This is a genomic window from Alcanivorax sp. 97CO-5, assembly GCF_000524665.1.
GTDB classification, from domain to species: Bacteria; Pseudomonadota; Gammaproteobacteria; order Pseudomonadales; family Alcanivoracaceae; genus Alcanivorax; species Alcanivorax borkumensis.
This window is the reverse complement of record NZ_KI965905.1, coordinates 94,832-118,697: the sequence shown is the minus strand read 5'-3', so window position 1 is coordinate 118,697 and position 23,866 is coordinate 94,832. Positions and strand designations below refer to the sequence as shown.

The 23,866-nt window shown below is 55.2% G+C and carries 22 protein-coding genes; 11 read left to right on the top strand and 11 right to left on the bottom strand.

All coding sequences use genetic code 11. From position 1 onward, the window contains the following. Positions 1 to 197: 197 nt before the first annotated feature. Complete coding sequence (locus Y017_RS12180) at positions 198 to 527, bottom strand: helix-turn-helix transcriptional regulator (RefSeq protein ID WP_051428762.1); 330 nt, start codon at positions 525 to 527, stop codon at positions 198 to 200. A gap of 115 nt (positions 528 to 642) precedes the next feature. On the opposite strand from Y017_RS12180, the gene Y017_RS12175 reads away from it, so the two are divergent. After that, the gene (locus Y017_RS12175) at positions 643 to 1,896 is read left to right on the top strand and encodes an NADH:flavin oxidoreductase/NADH oxidase family protein (RefSeq protein WP_011588985.1); all 1,254 of its coding nucleotides are present in this window, start codon (positions 643 to 645) and stop codon (positions 1,894 to 1,896) included. Between the two features lie 122 nt (positions 1,897 to 2,018). On the opposite strand, the gene Y017_RS12170 is transcribed toward Y017_RS12175, so the two are convergent. Then, positions 2,019 to 4,037 (bottom strand): NADPH-dependent 2,4-dienoyl-CoA reductase, encoded by a 2,019-nt coding sequence (locus Y017_RS12170; protein ID WP_035461098.1) that lies wholly within the window; start codon positions 4,035 to 4,037, stop codon positions 2,019 to 2,021. A gap of 191 nt (positions 4,038 to 4,228) precedes the next feature. Here Y017_RS12170 and Y017_RS12165 point away from each other — a divergent pair, with 191 nt between their 5' ends. Continuing rightward, complete coding sequence (locus Y017_RS12165; RefSeq protein ID WP_035461096.1) at positions 4,229 to 4,822, top strand: TetR/AcrR family transcriptional regulator; 594 nt, start codon at positions 4,229 to 4,231, stop codon at positions 4,820 to 4,822. A gap of 159 nt (positions 4,823 to 4,981) precedes the next feature. Here the strand turns inward: Y017_RS12165 and Y017_RS12160 are convergent, their stop codons facing one another. The 6 genes from Y017_RS12160 to Y017_RS12135 all read right to left on the bottom strand — a co-directional run bounded on the left by Y017_RS12160 (position 4,982) and on the right by Y017_RS12135 (position 10,413). Further along, positions 4,982 to 5,992, bottom strand: coding sequence for an alpha/beta fold hydrolase (locus Y017_RS12160; RefSeq protein ID WP_231483499.1), 1,011 nt, complete (start codon positions 5,990 to 5,992; stop codon positions 4,982 to 4,984). 67 nt (positions 5,993 to 6,059) lie between these two features. Continuing rightward, entirely contained in the window at positions 6,060 to 7,421 is a 1,362-nt protein-coding gene (locus Y017_RS12155; RefSeq protein WP_231483498.1) for an ATP-binding protein, read from the bottom strand. Between the two features lie 5 nt (positions 7,422 to 7,426). Then, positions 7,427 to 8,095 carry a response regulator transcription factor gene (locus Y017_RS12150; protein ID WP_035461088.1) on the bottom strand — a complete coding sequence of 223 codons (669 nt, stop codon included), beginning with the start codon at positions 8,093 to 8,095 and terminating at the stop codon, positions 7,427 to 7,429. Continuing rightward, positions 8,095 to 8,430, bottom strand: coding sequence for a PepSY domain-containing protein (locus tag Y017_RS12145; RefSeq protein ID WP_231483497.1), 336 nt, complete (start codon positions 8,428 to 8,430; stop codon positions 8,095 to 8,097). The genes Y017_RS12150 and Y017_RS12145 overlap by 1 nt, the downstream gene beginning before the upstream one ends. Before the next feature lie 4 nt (positions 8,431 to 8,434). After that, positions 8,435 to 8,743: a PepSY domain-containing protein gene (locus Y017_RS12140; protein WP_035461086.1), complete on the bottom strand. Its 309-nt coding sequence runs from the start codon at positions 8,741 to 8,743 to the stop codon at positions 8,435 to 8,437. Between the two features lie 383 nt (positions 8,744 to 9,126). Further along, positions 9,127 to 10,413: an acetyl-CoA C-acetyltransferase gene (locus tag Y017_RS12135; protein WP_011588993.1), complete on the bottom strand. Its 1,287-nt coding sequence runs from the start codon at positions 10,411 to 10,413 to the stop codon at positions 9,127 to 9,129. A gap of 323 nt (positions 10,414 to 10,736) precedes the next feature. Here Y017_RS12135 and Y017_RS12130 point away from each other — a divergent pair, with 323 nt between their 5' ends. Both Y017_RS12130 and Y017_RS12125 read left to right on the top strand, forming a co-directional pair. Continuing rightward, positions 10,737 to 12,155 carry a 3-oxoacyl-ACP reductase gene (locus tag Y017_RS12130; protein WP_035461083.1) on the top strand — a complete coding sequence of 473 codons (1,419 nt, stop codon included), beginning with the start codon at positions 10,737 to 10,739 and terminating at the stop codon, positions 12,153 to 12,155. A gap of 235 nt (positions 12,156 to 12,390) precedes the next feature. Continuing rightward, positions 12,391 to 12,909 (top strand): FxsA family protein, encoded by a 519-nt coding sequence (locus Y017_RS12125; protein WP_011588995.1) that lies wholly within the window; start codon positions 12,391 to 12,393, stop codon positions 12,907 to 12,909. A 382-nt stretch (positions 12,910 to 13,291) separates the two neighbouring features. Here the strand turns inward: Y017_RS12125 and Y017_RS12120 are convergent, their stop codons facing one another. The 3 genes from Y017_RS12120 to Y017_RS12110 form a co-directional block, all read right to left on the bottom strand. Continuing rightward, the gene (locus Y017_RS12120; RefSeq protein WP_035461081.1) at positions 13,292 to 14,305 is read right to left on the bottom strand and encodes an AraC family transcriptional regulator; all 1,014 of its coding nucleotides are present in this window, start codon (positions 14,303 to 14,305) and stop codon (positions 13,292 to 13,294) included. Positions 14,306 to 14,412: 107 nt separating this feature from the next. Further along, positions 14,413 to 15,573 carry an acyl-CoA desaturase gene (locus Y017_RS12115; protein ID WP_011588997.1) on the bottom strand — a complete coding sequence of 387 codons (1,161 nt, stop codon included), beginning with the start codon at positions 15,571 to 15,573 and terminating at the stop codon, positions 14,413 to 14,415. A gap of 26 nt (positions 15,574 to 15,599) precedes the next feature. Further along, positions 15,600 to 16,721, bottom strand: a complete 1,122-nt coding sequence (locus tag Y017_RS12110) for a ferredoxin reductase (protein ID WP_035461079.1) — start codon at positions 16,719 to 16,721, stop codon at positions 15,600 to 15,602. Between the two features lie 247 nt (positions 16,722 to 16,968). Here Y017_RS12110 and Y017_RS12105 point away from each other — a divergent pair, with 247 nt between their 5' ends. The 7 genes from Y017_RS12105 (at position 16,969) to Y017_RS12075 (ending at position 23,865) form a co-directional block, all read left to right on the top strand. Continuing rightward, entirely contained in the window at positions 16,969 to 17,556 is a 588-nt protein-coding gene (locus Y017_RS12105) for a TetR family transcriptional regulator (protein WP_231483496.1), read from the top strand. A 162-nt stretch (positions 17,557 to 17,718) separates the two neighbouring features. After that, the gene (locus tag Y017_RS12100; RefSeq protein ID WP_035461076.1) at positions 17,719 to 18,588 is read left to right on the top strand and encodes a MaoC family dehydratase; all 870 of its coding nucleotides are present in this window, start codon (positions 17,719 to 17,721) and stop codon (positions 18,586 to 18,588) included. Positions 18,589 to 18,780: 192 nt separating this feature from the next. After that, positions 18,781 to 19,869, top strand: a complete 1,089-nt coding sequence (gene mnmH / locus Y017_RS12095; protein ID WP_035461074.1) for a tRNA 2-selenouridine(34) synthase MnmH — start codon at positions 18,781 to 18,783, stop codon at positions 19,867 to 19,869. A gap of 88 nt (positions 19,870 to 19,957) precedes the next feature. Further along, positions 19,958 to 20,824 (top strand): putative selenate ABC transporter substrate-binding protein, encoded by an 867-nt coding sequence (locus Y017_RS12090; RefSeq protein WP_011589002.1) that lies wholly within the window; start codon positions 19,958 to 19,960, stop codon positions 20,822 to 20,824. 20 nt (positions 20,825 to 20,844) lie between these two features. After that, complete coding sequence (locus tag Y017_RS12085) at positions 20,845 to 21,522, top strand: ATP-binding cassette domain-containing protein (RefSeq protein ID WP_035461072.1); 678 nt, start codon at positions 20,845 to 20,847, stop codon at positions 21,520 to 21,522. Further along, a complete protein-coding gene (locus tag Y017_RS12080) occupies positions 21,476 to 23,053 on the top strand; it encodes an ABC transporter permease (protein WP_231483495.1) in 1,578 nt (525 codons plus the stop codon). The genes Y017_RS12085 and Y017_RS12080 overlap by 47 nt, the downstream gene beginning before the upstream one ends. A gap of 38 nt (positions 23,054 to 23,091) precedes the next feature. Beyond that, a complete protein-coding gene (locus tag Y017_RS12075; protein ID WP_035461068.1) occupies positions 23,092 to 23,865 on the top strand; it encodes a PhzF family phenazine biosynthesis protein in 774 nt (257 codons plus the stop codon). Position 23,866 lies beyond the last annotated feature (1 nt).

Below are 23,866 nucleotides of genomic sequence, written 5' to 3'. Positions count from 1 at the left end.
CGAATATAGAAGGCATAACCTTGCTGCACTCCGACATTATTCAAACAGCAACGAGGCGGGGAATGGCGGGTGGGGAGTGGCCGGAGGGGAGTGGCGTCACTCCAAGACAGCGATAACAGCTAAATACTTTATTAAGTCATCAACCGTAAAGAGCCCATAGATTTACTGCCATTACATACCCCTGGTACTTGGTACCCTTATATTTCAAAAAAATGCGCCAACCGACTTTGCATCATCGACTCCGCATGGCAAAACCGACGGCGGCCTTCGCGTTCAACCCGAATTAAACCCGCATCCGACAATGCCCGAACATGATGAGATACCGTTGACGCACCAATATTTAATCGTTGCATGAAATCCCCAAAGGCACAGCCTGCCGGCACATTGGCAAGGTCCGCCTGACCATGCTCGCGGCAATGATCCACAATAACCTGATAGATCCTCAACCGATTGGGGTTCGACAGTGCACGAAAGGCTACAGCAAGCTGATCCGCCGTCACCGTGTCTTCCTGTGCCAAAACCCACACCCCCCACGAGAAACAGTTTGACGATTATAAAACTAGCTTATAGTTTGACCACCATCAAACTATACCGTTGCGGCAAACCTTGCCGTCACAGTTAGTCACCACCGGAGAAAACACTGTGAGCCACGCTGATACCCTGAGCCAGACTCTGACACTACCCTGCGGCGTTACCCTACCCAACCGCTTCGGTAAATCCGCCATGAGCGAAGCACTGGGCACTATCGATAATCATGTTACTCCGAAGCTGGAACGTCTCTATGCCCGTTGGGCAAAGGGCGGCACCGGCCTGAACATTACCGGAAACATCATGATTGATCGCCGCCATACCGGTGAGCCAAACAATGTGGTGGTGGAAGATGAGCGTGACATGCCACTACTAAAGCGTTGGGCAGAGGCAGGCAAATCTCAGGGCGGCGCTATCTGGGTGCAACTGAATCATCCCGGCAAGCAAATCCCTCGTATGCTGGCCAGCGGCGATACCCTCTCTCCTTCTGCCGTACCCTTTGGCAAGGAACTGAAAAGTGCCTTTAAAACTCCCCGCGCGCTGACTGAAGAAGAAATTCAAGACATCATCCAACGTTTTGCCCGCACCGCCAGCATCTGTAAGAAAGCCGGTTTCACCGGCGTACAAATTCACGGTGCCCATGGTTACTTGGTAAGCCAATTCCTGTCCGGCCACCATAACCGTCGCACAGACCAATGGGGCGGCTCATTGGAAAATCGCATGCGCTTCCCACTGGAAATCTACCGCGCTATTCGTAAGGAGGTGGGTGAGGGCTACCCGGTAAGCATCAAGCTCAACTCCGCCGATTTTCAGCGCGGGGGCTTCAGCGAAGAAGAATCCATGACCGTAGCCAAAACCCTCGCGGATGAAGGCCTAGACCTGCTGGAAATTTCCGGCGGCAACTACGAAAACCCGGTCATGGCAGGCGCCAAAGGCGTGCGCGAAAGCACCGTCAACCGGGAAGCCTACTTCCTCGATTACGCCAATGAAATTCGCAAGCGGGTTTCCGTTCCGCTGATGGTTACCGGAGGCTTCCGCTCGGCCAAAGCCATGGCCGAAGCCGTAAATAGTGGCGCGACCGACGTCATCGGCATTGCTCGTCCTCTAGCCGTTGAACCCGACCTACCCAACGCCATTCAAGCTGGCCGAGAAGGTGTTGTCAGCCGCGTCACCCCGCGTAAAACCGGCATTAAAGCCATTGATGAAATGGCCATGATGGAAGTGTCCTGGTATACCCGTCAGCTACACCGCATGGGTGCCGGCAAAGAGCCCAAACCAAACGAAAGCGTATTACTCGCCCTGTTCAAGGTTATCGCAACCATGGGCGTTGGCAGTTTCAAGACCCGCCGGTTACGGGCCAACATCTGAACGGACAGCTGCAAGAAAATGATGCGCATGGATGGCGCACATTTTTTATCAATCGCTAACATAAAAAGCCCCGAATATCGGGGCTTTTTATGTTCCTGTTCGCTTACAGCTTGTCGGGGCGCTTAAAGCTTCGCAGCCACTTCCGCCCCTTGCTTTATTGCGCGTTTGGCATCCAGTTCAGCGGCCAAATCTGCACCACCAATCAAGTGGAAATTGCTGCTGTCTTCCTTGTACAACTCTCGCAATGATTCTTGGCCGGCACACAGAATGACGTTATCCACGTCGAGCACTCGGCTTTCTTCACCGATCTTGATGTGCAGGCCCGCATCATCAATTTTTTCGTAGCTGCAGTTCTTCAGCATTTCCACGTTACGGGATTTCAGTGTGGCACGGTGCACCCAACCAGAGGTTTTGCCTAGATCTTTACCCAATGGCGTAGGCTTGCGCTGCAGCAGGGTAATCTGGCGTGCCGGCTTTTCAGGGGCGGGTTCAACCAGGCCACCAGCGGTATCGCCGGCCATGTCCACGCCCCACTCTTTCATCCATTCCGGTAACGGCTGCTCGCCTTCACGGGGATGTTCGGCCAAAAATTCAGACACATCGAAACCGATACCGCCGGCACCGATGACTGCCACTTTTTCACCTACTTTGGCTTTGCCACGCAACACATCCACATAGGACAACACCTTGGGATGATCCACACCAGGAATGTCCGGCGTACGCGGCAGCACACCGGTGGCAATAACAATTTCGTCAAAGCCCGCCGCTTCAAGATCGGCGATTTCCACCCGGGTGTTCAACTTCGTGGTGACACCGGTGGTTTCCAACTTTTTGCTGAAATAACGAATGGTGTTGTGAAATTCTTCTTTACCTGGGACCACCTTGGCCATATTGAACTGGCCACCGATTTCCCCCGACTGATCAAACAACGTCACCGCATGGCCACGCTCTGCCGCCACCGTGGCACACGACAAGCCCGCCGGGCCAGCACCAACAACGGCAATTTTTTTCGGCTTTGCCGTTTTAAGGTACAACAACTCGGTTTCATGGCAGGCACGGGGGTTTACCAGGCAGGAAGCCCGCTTAAGCTGGAACGTATGGTCAAGGCACGCTTGGTTACAGGCGATGCAGGTATTGATCTCATCCGCCTTGCCTTGTTCGGTTTTCTTGACGAAATCCGGGTCCGCCAGCAATGGGCGCGCCATGGACACGGCATCTGCCTGGCCAGCGACCAAAATCGCTTCCGCCACATCCGGGTCATTAATGCGATTGGAGGCCACCACCGGAATCGAGACCACCTCTTTCACTTGCCGTGTCGCTTCCACAAAGGCGGCGCGGGGAACAGACGTGACGATGGTGGGCACGCGTGCTTCGTGCCAGCCAATACCGGAATTGAGTAAGCTTGCACCCGCCGCTTCCACTTCCTTAGCCAGCGCTAACACTTCTTCACGGGTCGCCCCGTTCGGCACCAGATCGACTACGGAAATACGGAACATCACAATGAAATCGTCACCGCATTGCTTGCGTACTTCACGAACAATTTCCACAGGGAAACGGCGACGGTTTTCGGCACTGCCACCGTATTTGTCAGTGCGTTTGTTGGTACACGGCGCAGTGAACTGATTGATCAAATAGCCTTCGGAGCCCATGATTTCCACACCGTCATAGCCGGCTTTCTTGGCCAACAATGCCGTGTGAGCAAAATCCTTGACCGTCTGCTCCACTTCCTTGGTGGACATAGCCTTGGGCTTGAAAGGGTTGATCGGGCTTTTAATCGCCGAAGCCGAACGGGAGAATGGATGATAGCTATAACGGCCTGCATGGAGAATTTGCAGGGCAATTTTGCCTCCTTCCTGGTGTACCGCATCGGTCACCTTGCGGTGATTACGTACATCGAAGCGGCTGTTGAACAACCCGGCAAATGGATAGAACCACGCTTTTTTGTTGGGGTTAAAACCGCCCGTCACGATCAAGCCAACCCCCCCGCGGGCCCGCTCGGCAAAATAGGCCGCCAGCTTGGGGAACTGCCAAAAACGGTCTTCAAGACCCGTATGCATAGACCCCATGATCACCCGATTCTTGATTTGGGTATGCCCCAGATCCAGCGGGGAAAGCAGATTGGAATAGCGGTTGGCTGTCATGGTGTTGTCTCCAAAGGCATCTGCACCACAGATGGCTACGCGTTGATTAATCTGGACAGTGTCAAGCTTAGGCGTTATTTTGACAGTGTCAAGATGGCACGAGAGACAATTCACCTTACCCAGCCTACAAGCATCTCTATGCCGTCTGCATAAGACACAAAATCAATATATCGCCTAAAGACAGGACACGCATGACCCAAAGCGCTCGCTACCACCATGGAGACCTGCATGACACCCTACTGCAGGAAGCCAACACCCTGCTCAATGAGCAGGGCATAGAAGGGTTGTCACTGCGCAAGCTGGCCGAACGAGCCGGGGTTTCGCGTACTGCGCCCTACCATCATTTCCGCGACAAGAATGCACTACTCTGCGCGCTTGCCGCCCAAGCCTTTGCGCAGCTGGACACCATTATTGAGCACCAGCTAGAAGCCGCCGCCAGCAAACCAGACATCCAGGCTTTCGTAGTCGAATACCTGCGTTTCGCCACCGAAAACCCAGAACAATATGAGCTGATGTTCGGGCGCACCATCTGGAAAAGCGGCAACCCCACAGACGATCTGAAAGCGGTGGCTTACCGCAGCTTTCGTCGCTATGCCGAAGGGTTACAGCCTCTGGTTAAGGGGCGCCTGCCCACTGACACAGACCCGCTGCGGGTGGCTCAGGCCAGCTGGGCGACTATCCACGGCCTCTGCAAGTTGTTCATTGATGGGGTCTATGTAAACCGGGACGACATGGAAGCGGTGAGCCAGCAGGCGGTATCGCTGATTATGGCGGCGCTCAAATAAGGTTTATCGCGAGATTAGTGCAAAGGTATAAACGGAGCGTCTTTCTCTCTGGCGTGTAAAGAATCAGGGTCCCCAGAAGCCAAGCGGAGATCCCTTTCTAGGGTCTCCGCCCTAAAGCAACACTGAACGCTTGCCTGCAAACGGTGCTGGATTCTGGCATCAGCGATTACTGGCCAAGAACGTTGTCAGTGCCTTGATGTAATCTTCGAACGCTTCGTACTGTGGCACATGGCCAATACCGTCCAGTTCCACCAAGCTTGCCTCCGGGATGCTCTGTGCCGCTTGCCGACCCAGCGCGCCATATAACCCCAACTTATCCTGCATTGCTTCAGGAGCGCGATTGCTACCCAATGCGGTGCGGTCACGATTACCAATAATCAGCAGGGTTGGCACGGCCAGGCGGTCAAATTCATGCACCACCGGCTGACTATAAATCATGTCGTAGGTCAGGGCTGAATTCCAGGCAATCAACGGATAGTCAGGGCCGCGAATCCAGCCTTGCTGCAACGCCAGTAACGGCTCGTAATCCGCTTTCCACTGACCATCAAAATAACTGCGCGTCATGTACGCTTTAACCTTCTCGGGGGTTTTCTTCAGCTCCCCTGCATACCAAGCATCCACGGACTGCCAAGGCACCTGTTTTTGTTTCCAGTCTTCCAGGCCAATGGGATTGACCAGTGTCAGCGAGTCTGTGCGTTGCGCAAACATCAGTGCAAAACGGGTGGCAAGCATGCCACCCATGGAGTGACCGACAACAGAGGCCCGCTCTATCTCGAGGGAATCCAGCAGCCGGCGAGTCTGATCCGCCAGCACCTGAAAGCTGTACTGAAAACGGTCCGGCTTAGATGATTTACCAAACCCGATCTGGTCGGGCACCACCACGCGATACCCTTGTTCCAGCAACGCATCCATGGTGCTCTTCCAATACGCTCCGGAGAAGTTCTTGCCGTGCAATAACAGGACCGTTTCGCCATTGGCTTTTTGCGGCTGCACGTCCATGTAGGCCATCTCCAGGCGCTGCTGCTGATCGGCAACGGTTAACCTCTGAACCGGGTAGGGATAGGCATACTTGCTGAGCTGTGCATCCAGAGCCACAGGCTCTGCCAAGGCCAAACAACTCAACAACAGGCAAAGCAACACAGCCAGCCCCCTACCCCATTGACGCTGCATGGACTCCCCCTTCATGACCCCTCCTGCTCAGATATGTATTTGAATATTCACCCGTGGTGAATGCACATCACGCTTTCTGTTCTCTCTGAAAACCAGTGCTTTCACTGTGCGGAGCAGGCAAGCGTAAGCAAGCTCGTAAGCCTCCCAGTGAACTATCATCCAGCACCAATGAGCCGCCATAGGCCGCCACTGTATCACTGACAATGGATAGCCCCAGCCCGTGGCCGGCGGCGCGCTCATCCAAGCGCAGCCCCCGTTGCAAAACCTGATCCTGACGCTCCGCCTGAATGCCGGGGCCATCATCCTCCACACACAGAATCAACTGTCTGTGTCCGTCGTCACCCATGTCGCTCTTCGCGATCACCTTGACACGTTGATTTGCCCATTTAAAGGCGTTATCCAACAGGTTGCCCAACACTTCCAGCATGTCATCACGGTCAAACGGCTGGGCCGGCAGCGGCGCCATGTCCAGATGGATGTCCAGATCCCGCTGGTGGGCCTGCTCCAGCGTGCCAAGCAGCAAGGGAATATCCTCCGCCGGACAAAACCGGTTACGGGTTGCCACTCCGGCCGCGACCCGAGCGCGCCCTAGAGCACGACGAATATTAGCTTCCATCTGCCCCAGCTGCTCGGTCAGCATGGCGTATAGCGCCGGATCAGACGCGGCCAGCTCCTGTGTGCAGCGGTTTTTGAGAATGGCGAGCGGGGTTTTCAGTGCATGCCCCAAGTCGCCCAGGGCATGGCGGGAACGCTGTAGCTGTTGCTCTGTATGGCGCTGCAGGCGATTGATCTCCACCACCAAAGGATGCAATTCCAGCGCTACCTGTTCGTTCAACTCATGGCGTTCACCGCCGCGCAGCTGTTCGATTTCATCCCGCGCCCGGCGCAGGGGAGCCAACCCCCGGCGTAATAGCCACTGCTGAATACCCGCCAGCAGCAGCAACACTACCACCCAGGCCACCAACACCACGGTGCGCGTCTGGTTATAGGTTTTCAGAACCGGCGTGTAATCCTGAGCCACCACCACGGTGACAGCCTGCCCTTCTTTTTGGTACTCACCACGAAAACGCAATAGTTGCTGATCCGCCGGCCCGGGTTGCAAATCAGGGTGTACGCCCACTTGCGAAGGCGCTGCCAATTGCTGATCCCACAACGAACGGGAACGCCAGCGCTGCTCGCCCAGCAACACCACAAAATAACGCCCAGACAAGGGGCGCCGATAGGCGGGATGCAGACGTGTCGTATCCAAACTCAAGTGGCCTTGCGGGCCAGCCACTAATGCCGCCAGCACCCCAGCGGCGTCATCGCGCAATTGCAGGCTCAGGGTCTGGCGTTGATCGCGCTCCAGCCACCACAGCGTTCCTTGGATGATCAAACCACCTGCCAGCAGCAAGCTGACGAACAGGCTGATTCCCAGCCGGCGGCCCATGGATCTCATTGTGCTTTACCGGTAAAAACGTAGCCTTGGCCACGGCGGGTTTCAATCACAGTTTTACCCAGCTTGCGGCGCAGGCGATTCACATGCACTTCCAGCACATTAGAATCGCGGTCGCTTTCGTTATCGTACAAGTGAGAAGCCAGCTGCCCTTTCGAGAGTAACCGGTCAGGGTTATGCATGAAGTAACGAAGCATTCGAAACTCCGCGCCAGTCAACCTAATTTCCTCTTCCCCTGACCAGACGCTGTGTCGATTTTCATCCAACGTAAAGGTGCCCGCGGTAAGCTGAGATGTATTGGCGCGGCCATGAGTGCGTCGCAACAAAGCCTGCACCCGTAATAACAACTCGTCCGGATGAAACGGTTTGGCCAGGTAGTCATCGGCACCGCTCTGCAAACCTTCAATGCGTTCAGCCCAGCTATCACGGGCGGTGAGAATTAGCACAGGGACCGCCTGCCCTTCTACACGCCACTGCTCAAGCACCTGCAGGCCATCCAGGCCCGGCAATCCCAGGTCCAGAATCACCAGATCGAACGGATCATCATTGAGTGCCGGCAAGGCATCACGGCCATCCGCCAACCAATCCACCGCGTAGCCATGTTCGCGAAGCATGGGCATAAGTTGATCCGCCAACGGAATACTGTCTTCCACCAACAGGATGCGCATCAGTCGTCACGCTCGTCATCAAGAACCTGGCCGGTGCGGGCATCCATCTCAATCTCACGGACCACCCGGTCTCCGGTCAGTAATTCAATCTCATAGATCAACTGGCCATCGTCGCGCTCCAGTTCAACCTCCAGCACACGCCCTTGTGGATAGCGCAGCTTCAGGGTTTCCAACAAAGAGGAAAACGCCACAATTTCGCCCTGCTGACGTAACTGCAAGGCCTCATCCTGGCTAATGTCATCAGCCGCACTGGACAATGAACACACGCAAAGCAGGGCGACAAGTATCGCCCTGCTGTTACGTGGCCGCTGACCCGGCAAGGTGTGAACAAGCAAGGACTCAGTCCTTCTCTTCGCCCAGCACATCACCGTTGCTGGCATCAATGTCCAGTTCCCACTCCACGCCCTGCGGGTCGCGCAGCTCAACCTGGTAGAGGTAACGGCCATACTCGTTTTCCAGCTCCGTATCGGTGATTTTCGCATCAGGGTGCTTGTCTAATGCTACCTTATCGAGTTTATCCAGCGACTGGATAGTCCCGTCCTTCACTAGCGAATCGATCTTGCTATGAGGCACGTCATCAGCTTGCAGCACACCGACAGAAGCCACACCCAATACGGCGGCAATCAAGGTTGTCTTGGTCAAAGTCATGTTTACTCTCCTTTTCGTTGAGGTCGGGTGAACCATAACTGGCCAAGCTGAATGGAACCTGAATGCAGGCTGACACCGACCTGAACCCACCGGCAGGATTTGCACACGCCTTCCCTGACCCACCAATACCCTTCTATCGCTTAACACCTCTCGCTCTATGAATAACTCAGAGGAGAACCCGACATAACCACCACACCGGCCAGATCGCCTGAAACAACGACACGAGGGATCTATTGAGGATTAACGCGGGGCCGAGAGAAAGAGAGGGCGAGTGTCATCGCACTCTCCTGTTACGAGAACCCTGAGGCAGCCGCAGGGCGGTATAAAGAACGGCATAAAAAAACCGGCCACTTGGCCGGTTTTTTTATTAGCAAAAGGGAGGATTACTTCTCGATAATCGCAACCACACCCTGGCCACCAGCAGCACACACGGAGATCAGTGCGCGGCCGGAGCCTTTTTCGTTCAGCAACTTGGCCGCGTTGGCGATAATACGGCCACCGGTGGCAGCGAACGGGTGGCCCGCAGCCAGTGAGGAACCTTTCACGTTCAGCTTGCTGCGATCGATACTACCCAATGCCTTCTTGCGGCCCAGGCGCTCTTTGCAGAAGCTTTCATCTTCCCATGCTTTCAGGGTAGACAGTACCTGAGAAGCGAAGGCTTCATGGATTTCATAGAAATCGAAGTCCTGCAGGCTCAAGTCAAGCTTGTCTAGCATGCTTGGCACCGCATACGCCGGCGCCATCAACAGGCCTTCTTTTTTACCAATGAAGTCTACCGCTGCAGCTTCGCCGATAGTCATGTAAGCCAACACGGGCAAACCACGCTCTTTAGCCCACTCTTCAGAAGCCAACAAAACAACAGACGCTCCGTCAGTTAGCGGGGTGGAGTTGGCCGGGGTCATGGTGCCGTTAGGACCACCAAAGCAAGGCTTAAGAGTCGCCAGCTTTTCTAAGGTAGAATCGCCACGCATATTGTTGTCGCGTTCCAGGCCATTGAAAGGCGTGACCAAATCATTTTGCCAGCCATCCTCATAGGACTTGGCTAAGTTCTGGTGAGAGCGCCATGCCAGCTCATCCTGCGCTTCACGGGAAATGCCCCACTCGGCGGCAGTAATTGCCTGGTGCTCACCCATGGACAGGCCGGTACGCGGCTCGCCGTTTTTAGGAACATCGGGCATCAGAGATTTCGGATTCAGCAGCTTCAAACCCAGCTTGGCACGTTCGCCATTGGTCTTGGCGCGGTTCAACGCCATGAACACCTTCCGGGCATCTTCGTTCACACCCAACGGCGCGTCAGAAGTAGTGTCCACACCACCGGCGATGGCGCAGTCGATCTGTCCCAAAGCGATCTTGTTGGCGACCAGGATAGCGGCTTCCAGGCCGGTTCCGCAGGCTTGTTGCAGATCGTAGGCCGGGGTTTCCGGAGCCAGCTTGGAGCCCAATACGGATTCGCGGACCAGGTTAAAATCGCGGGCATGCTTCATCACGGCGCCAGCGGCGACTTCGTCAATTTTCTCACCATGCAGTTTGAAGCGATCCACCAAACCATCCAGTGCTGCGGTCAGCATGTCCTGGTTGCTGATGTCGATGTAGGCGCTGTTGGAACGGGCAAACGGGATACGGTTACCACCAATAATGGCGACCTTACGAACGGCTTTACCTGCCAGCATAATCTTTTCCTCTAGAGATGGACGGTCATCAACGATGACAACGGTGGCGAATTTAGCCACGGTATTCACTCGACAGGGCGCAGTCTACCCCCTACCGTGCCGGCCTCATTGGCTCAAACGACTGTTTGACGGTCAGGGCCGGTCAATACACCCGTCACACTGCAGTGATTCAATACGCGCCAGTGTGCGATAGGGGCAGATTTCCTGCCCTACGAAAGACGGCGTATTTTCACCCCGTCTTTGCGCGGCACCCCTTTAAACCCGTTTCGTTTACCCTAAGGTAAATGAACACATTCATCATTTGATGGAAAAAGGACAGGACCATGAGCGATACCTATCAGACGATTGCCAACTCTCCCATGGGCAAGGCGCTATTCGGTGCCATCAACTTGCCGATCCCGATTATTCTGGAGCGCTGGCAGCCGGGCCAGGCATCCTTTATCAAAGGACGCGTGCTGGTAGGTGCCGCCCAGGGCTCCACAGCCATCGACAATGTACTGAAAACCCTTAAAGGTGCCCCCGACGCGCAGGTTGCCGTTCTTGCCAACACCGCCAACGCCACCGAATTGCAGAAGAAAGCCGGGAAGCTGGGTGTTGATGCGGGCAACTACACTGCTAACCGTGAAGACAATGCTAAATTCAAAGGTCTGGTATTTGATGCCACCGGCATCCAGAGCCCAGATGAGCTAAAAGCTCTGTGGGAGTTCTTCCACCCGGTGATCCGCAAGCTGGATAAATGCGCCCGCGTTGTCGTTATTGGTCGCACTCCAGAAAAACAGGCTGGCGCAGTGCGTGTTGCCCAGCGCGCCCTAGAAGGCTTCACTCGCTCCGTGGGCAAGGAAATCAAGAAAGGCGCCACTGCCCAGCTAATCTATGTAGATGAAGGCGCTGAGGCGCAGCTGGCGTCCCCACTGCATTTCTTCCTATCACCCAAATCTGCTTATGTGTCCGGCCAGGTGGTGCGTGTTTCAGACGCAGGCTTCAAAGCCGCCAACTTCAACTGGGACAAGCCATTGGCAGGCAAGAAAGCCTTGGTTACCGGTGGTTCCCGCGGTATTGGCGCCGCCATTGCTGAAGTTCTGTCCCGCGACGGCGCTTCTGTCACCGTGCTGGACATCCCTCCCATGGCCGATGACCTAAATACGGTAGCCGCGCAGATCGGTGGTGACACCCTTGAAATGGATATCACCGCTGACGAAGCCCCTGCAGCCATCGCCGCAAAAGCGAAGGCCATTGGCGGCTATGACGTGATTGTCCACAATGCCGGTGTAACCCGCGATAAAATGCTGGGCAACATGTCGGAAAAATTCTGGGACATGGTATTGAACATCAATATTGCCAGCCAACTACGCATTAACGAGGCCCTGCTCTCCAGCGGCGGCTTGGGCAAAGGCGCCAGCATCATCTCCATCAGCTCCATCGCGGGCATTGCCGGCAACCTGGGCCAGACCAACTACGGCTGTTCCAAAGCAGCAGTAATTGGCATGGTCGATGCTTTTAAAGATGAGTACGCCGAGAAAGGCATCACCATCAATGCCGTGGCGCCGGGCTTCATCGAAACTCAGATGACCGCCGCTATCCCCTTCACCATCCGTGAAGCAGGCCGTCGTATGAACGCCATGAACCAGGGCGGTCAGCCAGTAGATGTGGCAGAAACCATCGCCTTCTTTGCTAGCCCGGCATCTCAAGGCCTGACCGGCAACGTAGTACGTGTGTGTGGGCAGATGCTCTTGGGGGCGTAAACGTCCGCGGTAGGCGACACGTTTCACGCAGCCCGTGTGACGCCGAGCCACATATCAACAAAAGAGCCGCGCCTTAGGGTGCGGTTTTTTTGTGATTGATCTCATATGGGTAATAGCCTAAAGAGCGCGGCTTTCGCTCTAGCAGCGCAAAGAAAGGCTGCCGGAAGAACCCGCCCCTTGAATTCCGAGCTAAGCATAACCACATATTGATTATTAACAGCAAACAGGACACCCCATGGGTTTTGGTCGCGTCTTCTTCTTTATCTTCGGTTTCGCCCTACTGGAAGTCTTGGTGCTGGCACAGGTGGCCGGCACTATTGGCTGGCCCATTACCATCCTCGCTACGGTGATAACAGCCTTGCTGGGTAGTTATCTATTTCGTCGCCAGGGGCTGGATACTTGGGTGCGACTGAATCAGCGTATGCAACAGGGTGAAATGCCCGGCCAAGAAATGGTCGAAGGTATGATGCTGCTACTCGGCGGCGCACTGCTGATCACCCCCGGATTTATTACCGATACCGTGGGGTTTGCCCTACTGTTACCCGCCTCACGCCGCTGGATGGCAAACAAGGTGATTCAAAAAGGATCCTTGCAAAGTTTCACCACCGTCAAAGGCGCCGGGTTTGCCTACACCCGCACCCACTATACAAACGGGGGAAGCAATCCATTTCAGCAACGCCCAACCAGCAATGATGATCGCACCATTACCGGCGGCGACACCATTGAGGGCGAATCCCACCGCACCGACCAATAGCAACCGGAAGCGCCCATCGTCAGCTCTTCCGTTATCCGGTAGAGCGGATGCTTCTTAATTCTAAAGAGATCAAACAGAACCTACAGATTAAGAATCATATGGGCACCTCATGCAATGCGCCCCCACGTCTGGATTGCAATAATCACTCACCTGCTGATCGCTTTTCCCGTGAAGGCGGGGCAGTCTAGAACATCATTCGCGTGTTACACACCCAACCGGCTTACGGGGCGCAAAGCCCGGAAAAACGCTTAATCCATAGCATCTAAACAAACATAAAAAAAGCGAAGCTCAGATGAGATTCGCTTTATCACGCCGCCAACCGTGTAGCAGTAATGGCCAGCTACGCTTTTTCAGTTTTGTATTTACAAGGACACGGGGGCTTTTACCCCATCGCATCCTCTTCCGCCTTCAGTTTACGGTATTCGATAGGGGTCATCCCGACCCAGCGTTTGAATGCACGATAAAAGGTGGACGGTTCTGAGAACCCAGTGAGATAGACAATTTCGTCGATGGATTCGTCGGTGCCAGCTAACAATCGTTTTGCCAGACGGCAACGGTAGTCAGCCACCAACTGATTAAAGTTGGTGCCCGCATCCGCCAGCCGGGTGCGAAGTTGGCGTGCCTTAATACCCAACCGTTCCGCCACTTCTTCTAGGTTGGCATGACCGGATTCCAGCAATTCACCAATTAACCGGTTTACCTGCGCCACCAAGTCCTGCTTCTCAAGCCGGGCCACCTGTTCACTGGCAAGCTGTTCGTGCAAGTACAAGAGCTCTGGCTCGTGATGCGCGGAAGGCAAGTTCATGAGTTTGGCATCGAAATACAGACCCACACTGGACATGTCGAATTTCACCGGGCAATCAAACAGGCGCTCGTATTCACGTTGATCCGCGTGGCGGGGATGGCCGAAATGCACTTCTAATGGCTCAAATGCATCATCGGTGACGAAGCGGAAGAACTTGATCAAACCCATGATCATGCATTCATTGAGATGGCTGAGACGAACACTCCAGATTTTTTGCTTAAGAAAAACTCGGTCACCTTCCTCAAACAATTCGCCCTGAGCGGCATCAGAAAGCAAGCGCTGATAGTCCAAGGCCCGTTTCAGCCCTTCACCAAAGGTCGGGCTGGAAAGGAACAAGTACTCAAGCACCTGGCCCTTGTAGACGGGAATATGTTCGCCCAAATGTAATCCGACGTACTCATCACCGGACACTTTTTCCAGCGCCTGCCAGAACCATTCTTGGGCATCGTGGGGAGTGCGCAGGTCCGGAACCTGCAAAATGGACTTATCCAGCCCGACCTCCGCCAACACGGCATCAGCATCAATACCGGCTTTTACCATGGCTTTGTACGCCATTCGTAACAGCACACCGGAATCCGTCATTTCTGCCATGCGCTTGCTTGTCTCCAAACAAAAAAACTAGCCTCAGAGGGCCTGAGAGTAGCATAAGGACGCAGGCCCAGAACAGCATTCCGGCCTACCCAAGAAATCGTATTGGCTCAGGCCGCGCTACGGTTTTTTGCTTCTGGCGTTGAAGTCAGTGATTCTGCCTTGGCTTGCCACCCTTTCAGCAAACCAGGGCCTTGCCCATCTTTTTTGCGCTTGCCTGGCAGGCTCAGCTTGAGAATCCTCTTCCAAGTACTGATCGATTGGCCAATAAAAGAGCCCGTATTGTAAGGCAACCCATGTTTTTCACAGATGGCTTGTACTTCAAGGGAAATTCGAGCATAGCGATGCGCCGGAATATCGGGGAACAAATGGTGTTCAATCTGAAAGCTCAAGTTACCACTCATCAAGTGCATCAAGCGGCTACCTTCAAAGTTGGCAGAGCCTAGCATCTGTCGCACATACCATTGGCCGCGAGTTTCATTTTCCACCACGGACTCGGCGAATTGCTCTACCGCTTCAGGGAAATGACCGTTAAAAATCACCACGCAGGACCATAGATTACGCGTCACGTTTGCGGCCAGGTTTCCGGCAAACACCAGCGGCGCAAACGGGCCTGCCAATGCGGGAAAGAGCAGATAATCCTTAGCCAACTGCTTACGCATTTTTTTCCAAATCGGCTTAAACTCAGCCTTAATGTCTTCTTTGCTCTTGGTTTTGTTGATCAAATAGTCTTCTAACTTAAGACTTTGAACGGCCACAAAGTGCTGGAAAAACACGGCAAGAATCACCGACAACACCGGGTTAAACAGAAAACGGGGCTCCCACTTCTGATCTTCAGACATGCGCAGCAGGCCATAACCAATATCGTGGTCCATATCGAGCACGTTGGTATAAGTGTGGTGCTCGAAGTTATGCGTGTGTTTCCAGTTTTTATTAGTACAGGTGTTATCCCAGTCGAATGTCCTGGAGTTCAGGTTCGGGTCACCCATCCAGTCATACTGGCCATGCATCACATTATGACCGACTTCCATATTATCAATGATCTTTGAGGCGGACAGGCAAGCCACCCCGGCCAACCATGCTGGTGGCAAGAAACCCAACATTAACAAGCCACGGCCAGCCACTTCCAGCTGACGCTGACGCTTCACTACGCTACGGATGTACTTTTCGTCTTTCTCACCCAAGTCCGCCAGCTCGCGGTTACGGATCTCGTCTAATTGCTGGCCAATCGTCTCGAATTGTTCGGCGGTAAGGTTGCTAAAAATGCTCATATAATGTCTCGCCTTCCTTGATCGATTTAGATATCCAGTGTGACCGTGCCCACCGGCACGGTCACACAGATTTGGATGATTTCTTCACTGGCATCGCTGATTTCACCAGTACGAATGTCGCGGACCTTGCCCGCCGTCTTGCGGCAAGAGCAGGTATGGCAGATACCCATGCGGCAACCGGATTGGGGAGTTAGCCCGGCCTCTTCTGCTTGCTCAAGCAGAGTCGCACCACTGTTTACTTCTACTCGTTCGCTCTGTAGGAAGCGCACTTCGCCTGCAACGTTGTCGCTTTGCAGATCCGGTGAGGCCAAGGTGAATTGCTCTTTATGCAGCCGGTCGCCAAGTCCGTCTTCCTCCCATATTTTTTCAACTGTGGCCATCATCGGCGGCGGGCCACACAGGAAAACCGTTGCCTCGGCATAGTCCGGCACGGAACGGAATAAATGTTCACGGCTAAACAAGCCCGTTAATTCTCCGTGTTCACTTTCGTCATTGAAGCAACGCAACAGAGTCACATTGTCATGACGCTCAGCAATGCTCTCCAGCTCGGAGGCATAGATCATGTCAGCCGCGCTGTTGGCATAGTGTAAGAACGTCACTGGGCCAGAAAACCCTTCATCACAGAGTGTCCGTAGCATGGACATTACCGGGGTAATGCCGCTGCCACCGCTGATCAACAACACCCGTTTAGGTCGCTCTGCCGGGAGCGCAAATTCGCCCGCCGCCTGAGACAAGGTCACCACTTCCCCCACTGACATCTGCTCACGCAGGTAGCGCGAAACAAAACCGTTGGCATGAGCCTTCACGGTTAACTCAATGCGGCCATCTGCGCGGTGCACAGAGTTTGCCGGGGAGTAGCAACGTGTTTGACGCTTGCCATCGATTGTCACGGTAAGTTGCACAAACTGCCCGGGAATAAACCCCTGCCAATTACTGTTGGGGCGTAGTGTCACGGTGGTACTGTCGTCGGTGAGATAGTCCACGCGCTCCACTTCAGCGCGCACTTCATCGACCGACCACATCGGATTCAATACTTCCAGATAACGATCCACACCGTGAGGAGTAGCCAGAATGGTGGCCACACGGGATTGCAGAAGACGGTTAACGCCTTGCTGAAAACGATTGGATGTTTGTGTTATCGAGCTCATGGGTCAGGCCCTTCAAGTGAACAGTTGTAGGCATTATTCACACCGCCTGACCCACAGTCAACACGTGTTCACAAAAAAGATAAAGTCTTTTTTTATCATAGTGTTACAACCCGCCATAGGGAATTGGTTGCATCACAAGCCCGCACAGAAGAGAATAAGCAGCTGATTTTGGAGGCAAAAAACGATGACAAAGGAAAGCACCAGCAGAACTCGCAAGCCTAAACGGGGACAGACCCGGGAAGCACTGATGACGGCTGCGTTGGAGCTGGTGGTCAAAAAGGCCCCCTTTTCTGCCCTGAGTCTGCGGGAAGTCACCAAAAAAGCCGGGGTAGTACCGACTGCCTTTTATCGCCATTTCTCGGACATGAGTGCCATGGGCCTCACCTTGCTGGACGAATCCTTCCGTACTCTGCGTCAGATGATGCGCCAAGTACGCCAGCAGGAATTACCCAACGAGCACATGTTGCGCAGCTCCATGGAAACTTACTTCACCTATGTGCGTAACAACCGCGCCCACTTCCTGTTCGTATCCAAGGAACTGGCTAGTGGCACCCCCACCATGCGCAATGCCATTCGCCGCGAAATCCGCATGTTCACCAACGAACTGGCGATGGACATGGCACGCTTCCCCTTCCTCGATCACGTTAATGCCGAAGACCTACAAATGATGGCAGGCTTGGTTGTTAACAATGTCACCGCATTGACACAGGAAATGTTGGAACTGGAAGAAACGGATGAAACGGGCCAGCAAGAAGTGCTGATTACCGCAGAGAAGCAACTACGCCTTATTTACTTCGGCGTGGGCATGTGGCGTTCAGACAAAAACCGTTCCTGAACAAGTTTCATCCTTTCTGGCACTGTGTCGAGCACCCTGTGCTTAACTCACCAGCCACCCTGTCTATACGGCCAATAGCGACCCGGCTGCCCTGCTCTATACTCTTTTTCACTGTCACCGTTGCCTTTCATTGCAACGCTATCAACGGGAAAGGATTGAGTCATGAGTGAGGTCAAATTTCGCGAGCTACGTAATACACCGCCCATGGTGGTCAACTTTGCCAAGGCCGTATTACGTGCCACAGTTAAACCGGGCAGTAACCCCACCCTGCCGGACGTGGGTCTACGCCTGAATGATGTCTCCCTTGATGAAAAGCATTTGGCCGCTTACCGAAAAGTGTGTGGGTTTGCCGCCGACGGCAAGCTGCCCGTGACCTATCCGCACATGCACGCCTTCCCATTACATATGGCGCTGATTCTTACCGATGGCTTTCCTTTCCCTGCCATGGGTCTGGTGCATGTACGCAACAGCATCACCCAATACCGCCCCATTGCCGAGCGTGAACAACTTAACGTGAAATGCTTCCTGGGCAACCTGCAAAAAGTGGACAAGGGCTACGAATTTTCCATTTTCACCAGTGTTAGCACCGGCGGCGAACGGGTCTGGGAAAGTGAATCCGTGAACTTTTTCCGCAGCGGTGGCGGTAACAGCAGCAAAAAGAAAAACGCCCCCAAACCACAGCCGGCCACCGACACCGTGGAATGGAAGGTGCCTGGCGATATCGGTCGTCGCTATGGTGCTGTCTCCGGTGATCGTAATCCGATTCATTTATACCCGCTGTCGGCCAAACTGTTCGGTTTCAAACGCCAGATCGCCCACGGCATGTGGTCTAAAGCCCGCTGCTTGGCCGAGCTGCAGTACCAGCTGCCGGAAAACGCCTTCACCGTGAATGTGCAATTCAAGCTACCTATGTTCGTGCCTGCCACCGTGAAGTTCGAGAACAAGCCCGCCAACGGTGGCAGCGACTTCCGCCTGCTCGCCAAAGACGGCATCAAGCCGCACCTGGCCGGCCAGATCCGCCCGGCAAAGTAAAGTAGCAGAGAGCTACAACCCTCAAGCTGCAACGTGGGTTGGCGCGGCGCCACACGGACCGCCCTGCCCACGAAAGTCAGCTGAATGTTCTGAGTGAACCGTTGAAAAGGAAAACTGGCGACCATCCTCGGTTCCACATCCAGTTTCCTCGCGTGTAGCGTGTAGCGTGTCGCTGGATTACACTCGCCAACCATGCGCGACGATACCTGTGATTACCTGTCCCTGTTCCTCAATGACACACCCTTGCTGGACGTGCGTGCCCCCGTGGAATTTGCCAAAGGCGCCTTTCCTGGTACCACCAATCTCGCTCTGATCAACGATGAAGAACGCCACCGCATAGGCATCTGCTATAAGCAGCATGGTCAACAGGCGGCGATTGATCTGGGCAACACGCTGGTTTGTGGCGAGGAGCGAGAGCGGCGCCTATACGCATGGCAGCAATGGTGGCAAGCCAATCCCAACGGCTACTTATATTGCTTTCGTGGCGGGCTGCGTAGCCAGACGACCCAGGCGTGGCTGCGCGAAATCGGCATCGATGCCCCGCTAGTGACTGGTGGCTACAAGGCGCTGCGCCGTTTTCTGATCGATGAAATGGAAGCCTGCATCGCCAACCTACCGCTGGAGGTCCTGTGTGGCCGCACCGGCTGCGCCAAAACACGAGTCATTGAGCAACAACCCAACGCTATCGATCTGGAAGGCCTTGCCCACCATCGTGGTTCATCCTTTGGTCGTCGCCCAGGTGGCCAGCCCAGCCAAATTGATTTCGAAAATAGCCTGTCCATTACTCTGATCAAACAACGTGCCGCACAGCCTGTAAGCATTCTGGTGGAAGACGAAAGCAAACTGATCGGGCGCTGCCACCTGCCTTTTTCCCTCCAAGACCAGATCAAGTCGCAACCACGTATCATCATTGAAGAATCGCTGGAGTCCCGCGTTCAGGTAACGCTGGAAGATTACGTCATTGGCCCACTGCAGGAATATGCCCGCTACTTCGGTGAACACGACGCTCTCAAACAACTCGGTGACGAATTACTGGCGTCCATGGATCGCATTCGCCGCCGCCTGGGTGGCATTCGCCACCAGCAACTTCGTCAACAGCTTCAGGAAGCCTTGGCCGTGCAAGCAAACTGCGGCAATACCGAGCTGCACCGCGAATGGATCCACAGCCTGCTCGCCGATTATTACGACCCCATGTACGACTACATGTTGTCACGCCGGGCGGGCACTATCCTGTTCCAGGGCAGCCGAGCTGAAGTCAGTGCTTTCCTTAACAGTCGCTGAGCAATATCACCGGCAGGCCGCTATACTGCATAAGCGTTCCTTGCCGAATCCAACATTCCTTAAGCCTCCCTATTGAACGGAGACAACGATGCGTTTGAAACTTCTTGTTGCACTGGTTGCTGCCCTGCTGCTCTCTGCCTGCAATGACCCCCACACCGGCACCTTCATCTTTACCGCCATCCCCGACCAGGATGAGTCTCAGCTGGAAAAACGGTTCGGCACCATCGCCCTTTATCTGGAAGACCAACTGGGCGTACCGGTGAAATACGTTCCGGTGAAATCCTACGCTGCCGCCGTTACCGCCTTTCGCAACGATGAGGTACAAATGGCCTGGTTTGGCGGTTTATCCGGTGTTCAGGCTCGTCGTCTTGTCCCCGGCTCCCAGGCCATTGCACAGGGCCAGGAAGACACTGCCTTCAAGTCTTACTTCATCGCCAACAGCAGCACCGGGCTCAAGCCTGTAGAGACACTGGGTGAAGACTTCATTGCACAACCGTCATTTACCTTCGGTTCCAAAGGCAGCACCTCGGGCCGCCTGATGCCGGAATTCTATCTGCGCGATACGTTCAATGAAGCGCCGGACACGCTGTTCGAAAAAGTCGGTTTCTCCGGCGACCACAGCCGCACCATTGCACTGGTACAAAGCGGCGCCTACGCCACTGGCGCGGTGAACTTCAAGGTTTGGGAGCGTGAGCTGGCGGAAGGCAAAATTGACACCAGCAAAGTCAGTGTCATCTGGGAAACTCCCAGCTACCCCGACTACCACTGGACAGTACGTGGTGATCTGAATGAGCGTTTTGGCGACGGCTTTAGCCAGCGCGTTACCGAGGTATTACTGGCCATCGACGATCCGGTGCTGCTGAAAGCGTTCCCCCGTGAGAAGTTTGTACCCGCGTCCAATGCGGACTACGCCCCCATCGAGGAAACCGCCAGCGCCATTGGTCTGTTGGACTAACGGCCACGGTCAGCACTGACGTGTTCCATTTTCAGCAGGCTCAGCTGGGGCATGGCGATCAGGTTGTCTTTTCTAACCTGACGCTAACCATCGAGCAAGGCGAGAAAGTCGCCCTGCTCGGCCCCTCTGGTGCCGGCAAATCCACCCTGCTTAATGCCCTGCGCAACCAGCAGGAGAGCGCCTGTGCCTGGTGCCCTCAGGCTGGCGCCCTGGTGCCCATGCTTAGCGTGTTCCACAACATCTACATGGGCGCCCTGTCACGCAATAGCACTCTCACTAATCTGCGAAATCTGATTGCTCCTAGTCGCCATGAGCGTGAACAAATTGGCGCCTTGGCCACCGATCTGTCTCTGCACGACAAACTGTTCACCAGTATCGACCAGCTCTCCGGCGGCCAGGCGCAACGCGCCGCACTGGGCCGGGCGCTCTATACCCAACGCCCGATTCTACTGGCCGATGAACCGGTATCCAGCCTGGACGAACATCAAGGCCTTGCCTTGCTGACCCTGTCGCTGGCCCGCCATGACAGTGCCGTAATCGCCCTGCACGATCGAGCGCTGGCGCTGGCCTGCAGCGATAGAATCATTGGCCTGAACCACGGCAAAGTCGTACTCGATGCCGCCACCCATTCGCTGTCACTCAGCGATCTGGATGCGTTATATCAGGACGCTTCATACCAACACCTCTCGTATCAGTGAACACCCCACCATGAAACCGGCCAGCGCCCCATTGAACACCACCGCCAGTCGCTGGCGACGCACCACCGGTGGCCTCGCCCTGGCCGGCCTGCTGGCACTGTTGCTGGCCGATATGGAAATCGCCCGTTCCAGCCCCGGCCAAGAACTGTTGCGCATGGGCAAGGGGTTTCTCGCCCCGGACTTCTTTGCCACCGAACAACTGGGCAAAGCACTGGCCAATACACTGGCCTTTGCCTGGCAAGGCACGGCGCTGGCCGCCCTGTTCGGCTTCTTTATGGCGATCTGCTGGTCTTCACGTGCCGTGCGCGGTTTCGCCGCCAGCATCCGCGCCATCCATGAATTATTCTGGGGCCTGCTGCTATTGCAGGTTGCCGGGCTGAGCACGCTTACCGGGGTACTGGCCATCGCCATTCCCTATGCGGGCATCTTTGCCAAAGTATTTGGGGAATTTCTCGAAGAGGCAGACCCAGCCCCCTCCCATGCATTACCCGCCAGCACCACCACGATCAGCCGCTTTTTCTTCGCGCGCCTGCCACTGGTCTGGCAGGCCTTCAAAGCCTATGGCAGCTACCGGCTAGAATGCGCCCTGCGCGCCTCCGCCATTCTGGGTTTTATCGGTTTGCCTACCCTGGGCTTCCACCTGGAAACCGCGTTTCGTGAAGGCGTCTACGACCAGGGCGCCGCCCTGCTCTACCTCTTCTTTGCCCTGATTTTCACCCTGCGCTGGTGGCTACGCCCTGGCTTAATTCCGCTTTACCTAATTGCTGCCGTGGCCTGGGCGCCGCCCCTTTTTACCGGCAACCTGGATACCTTGGTACGCTTCATCACCGTAGATCTGGTGCCCGCCCCTCTACGTCAAAGTGGTGGCCTCTTGGAACTGAGCCAATGGTTTGCCATGCTTTGGCAGCAACAGCTGTGGCCCGGCCTATGGCAAACAGTGGTGCTGGGTCTCGCCGCGCTCCTGCTCACCGGCATCCTTGCGCTGTTATTGTTCCCGCTCACCTCACCGCTATTCGGCAACCGAGCCAGCCGCTCTCTGGGCCAGGGCATTCTGGTGGTACTACGCACTACCCCGGAATTCTTTCTCGCCTTCTTCTTCCTTATCCTGCTCGGCCCTTCCATGCTGCCCGGCATTCTCGCTCTTGCTTTGCATACCGGCGCCATCGTCGCTCACCTGACCGGCCGCTTCAGTGAGACACTGCGCTTGCGCGCAGATGCTCCCACCGGCATCAACCGCTACGCCTACGAAGTGTTGCCACGCATCAGCCCTAATCTGCTCGCGTTCTTGCTCTATCGTTGGGAGGTGATCATGCGTGAAACGGCGGTGCTGGGGATTCTTGGCATTCACACTCTGGGTTTTTATATTGACTCTAGCGTGGCGGAATTCCGCTTTGACCGAACCGCCCTGTTGATCCTGGCCACGGTGTTGCTCAATCTAGGCGTAGATACTCTGTCGCGAACACTGCGACGGCGCCTGAGGCTGCAGCCGGGCCACGGTGTTTCAGCAAGCAATGCCCCGGCACGCCGCTAACCAAAACACACTCGGAACATGCAAACACGAGTCACACTATGAAACTGTACCAAGTGGACGCCTTTACCGATGCGTTGTTTGCCGGCAACCCCGCCGCCGTGGTGCCGCTGACACACTGGCTAGATGACGCCCTACTGCAGAACATCGCACTGGAAAACAACCTCTCGGAAACCGCCTTTCTGGTGCCCGACGAACAGGGCTACGCGCTGCGCTGGTTTACCCCAACAGTCGAAGTGGATCTGTGCGGCCACGCCACGCTCGCTGCTGCTTGGGTGGTCTTCCATGCTCTGGGATTTCCCGGTGAACGGGTACGCTTTTCCACAGCCTCCGGCCCCTTGTTCGTCACCCGCAGTGGGCAAACACTGAGCCTGGACTTTCCGTCCCGGCCGGCCCATGCGCTCACCGATCTCACCCCATTCTCCCAAGCGCTGGATTTACCCCTTCGCGAGGTGCTACAGGCTCGTGACACGCTGGTTATCGTGGACAACGCCGATCAGGTGCGTCATTTTCAGCCCGACTTCACCGCCATCGCGGCACTGGATACCTTCGCAGTAATGATTTCCGCCCCCGGCAACGACTGTGATTTTGTCAGCCGTTTTTTTGCCCCGGCCAAAGGCGTTCCGGAAGACCCGGTCACCGGTTCTGCCCATTGCACTCTGGTGCCGTACTGGGCGGAAAAACTCGGCAAAACACATCTTCATGCCCGCCAGCTATCTGCCCGGGGCGGAGAATTGCACTGTCAGTTAAAAGGCGACCGCGTCACACTTAGCGGCACCGCACGCTGCTACCTGCAAGGTGAACTGCAACTGTGAT